The sequence below is a fragment of the Gluconobacter sphaericus NBRC 12467 genome, assembly GCF_006539125.1.
GTDB lineage: Bacteria > Pseudomonadota > Alphaproteobacteria > Acetobacterales > Acetobacteraceae > Gluconobacter > Gluconobacter sphaericus.
Window position 1 is genome coordinate 1 of the sequence record NZ_BJMK01000080.1, and the last position, 1,736, is coordinate 1,736.

Here is a 1,736-nt window from a genome sequence, read left to right on the forward strand (position 1 = left end):
TCGTAAGCCGCCTCGGGGGGCGAGCGGTCTATTTATGGTGCTTCGGTGCCATCACGCTGACATCAGGTCTGTGCGCGTTGGCGTGGTCTGCGCCGTCCCTGATCGTATTCCGTCTGCTGCAAGGCATGGCGGGCGGACTGCTCGCCCCTATGGCTCAGATGACGGTAGCTCATGTGGCGGGCCGACAGATGCCGAGGGTCGCGAGCGCTTCTTTTCACCCCCGTTCGTGGAGCCTCTTCTTGAAGAAAAAAACGAAAATCTTTCGTGCGGACCTTTGTCAGACGTGTGAATGATCTGATCAGCAGACCGCCATCTACCTCAATGACATGAGCGTCCCGCCGTCGGTCCGTGCGGTCTCCCGGTCGCATGCGCCAGTTTTTCTCAGCAAGAAGGCGGCGAAACATCTTCAAGCCATTTCCGGACCTTTTCCAGAACGCCATGATCTCGCGTCTGGCCGCAGGCAGATCCAATCCCTGACATTCTGTCATTCTCCGCGCTTGTGACGTATAAGCAGCGACTGGACGTGCCGAATTATCTTCCGCAACCAGAGCCGCAACCTTGTCTGCGGCCTCAGAATTTCCGGCCTCTCTCAAAGCCTTTGCAATAGCCCGGTCATGACGTCCGGGCACGAGAGTGTGCCCCAATCTCAGTTCTTCCAGACGGGCAATCTTCTCCAGACGCTGCCATGTGAATTTACTGCTGAGAACATGGTCGTCTTGCCATTCCGGCAGTAGGACATGGCGGGAAACCGCTTGGTGCCCACTGCTGGTCTTGATCCGGCTTTACTGCACAATCATGACGTCGCACCTGCGAAGACCTGATCGCCGGTTCAGTGCATGATAAAAACGGAAACAGACCTAACCCTCTGGACACGAACAGGACGCAAACCACGCAACAGGTGATCGGCCCGGTCTTTCAGGCGGTCGATATCCTATAATGTGTCACTACAGGCAACGGCGCCACCGAGATGAGCAGCGTGAACCAGCTGATTCAGGTTGTTGCCAATCCGTCCCAATTCGTCACGCAACTGACGGAGCTCATGACTGACCTTTCCGACACGATGGTGAGACAGGACGGCATCCTGTAACAATGTCCGGACCCAGTCAGCAGTTGTGGCATGGCCGAGCGCCTGCGCTGCATTGTTCCAGCGTTCAAGCTCTGTGGGCGAGGCCCGAACAGAGAGGCGAAAGGACCGGATACGGGATGGAGATGGGGCAATAGACATAACGGGGCATCCTGTTTTTTTTGTAGTTTGCGGGGGGCAACGGGGAAGATACTCTTCCTTGCCAAATGTTGAATGGCTACCCATTCAACATTTCTGACTAAAAACAGAATAAACGCAGAAAAAAATAAAAGAAATTCAGAAACTTAATTTCAAAAAATAACATTATAAAAATACTTCAGAAATAACCATCAAGGAAAACCATACGAAATGGTGATTTTTCTCACTTGGGCAGTCGTGACAAGACACACATAAGCCAAGGAGAACGTGATGACTGCCACCTTTTCATCTTCCAAGACCGACCTGTTCAAAAAGCCCCCGACCCGCCGCACTATTCTCACAGGGCTGGCAGGCGCCTCTCTCCTCGGCTTCAAAAACGCAAAAGCGGCTAATCTTTCTGGAAGCATTACCCCTTCCAGTGTCGTCAGCCAGCCTGCACGAGCCTGGGGGGCACAAGCTGGCCCCAGCTTCCTCCCTGACCCTGACGTCCTCTTTCTGGACCCGTCCTTCAAAG

Annotated in this window: 1 protein-coding gene and 2 pseudogenes; 2 read left to right on the forward strand and 1 reads right to left on the reverse strand. The window is 54.0% G+C overall.

Annotated features, from left to right (window positions below; genetic code table 11):
* A pseudogene (locus GSP01_RS15355) lies at positions 1 to 221 on the forward strand (DHA2 family efflux MFS transporter permease subunit); the annotation flags it as partial.
* Between the two features lie 710 nt (positions 222 to 931).
* Here the strand turns inward: GSP01_RS15355 and GSP01_RS14550 are convergent.
* On the reverse strand, positions 932 to 1,225 hold the full coding sequence (locus GSP01_RS14550) for a plasmid mobilization protein (RefSeq protein ID WP_167495581.1): 294 nt from the start codon (positions 1,223 to 1,225) through the stop codon (positions 932 to 934).
* Between the two features lie 267 nt (positions 1,226 to 1,492).
* Between GSP01_RS14550 and GSP01_RS14555 the strand changes: the two are divergent.
* Positions 1,493 to 1,736 (forward strand): annotated as a pseudogene (locus GSP01_RS14555) (SMP-30/gluconolactonase/LRE family protein); the annotation flags it as partial.

What these genes read in the sequence shown, in the direction of transcription:
- GSP01_RS14550 (WP_167495581.1), bottom strand. Translation starts at nt 1,225, where the DNA reads ATGTCTATTGCCCCATCTCCATCCCGTATCCGGTCCTTTCGCCTCTCT.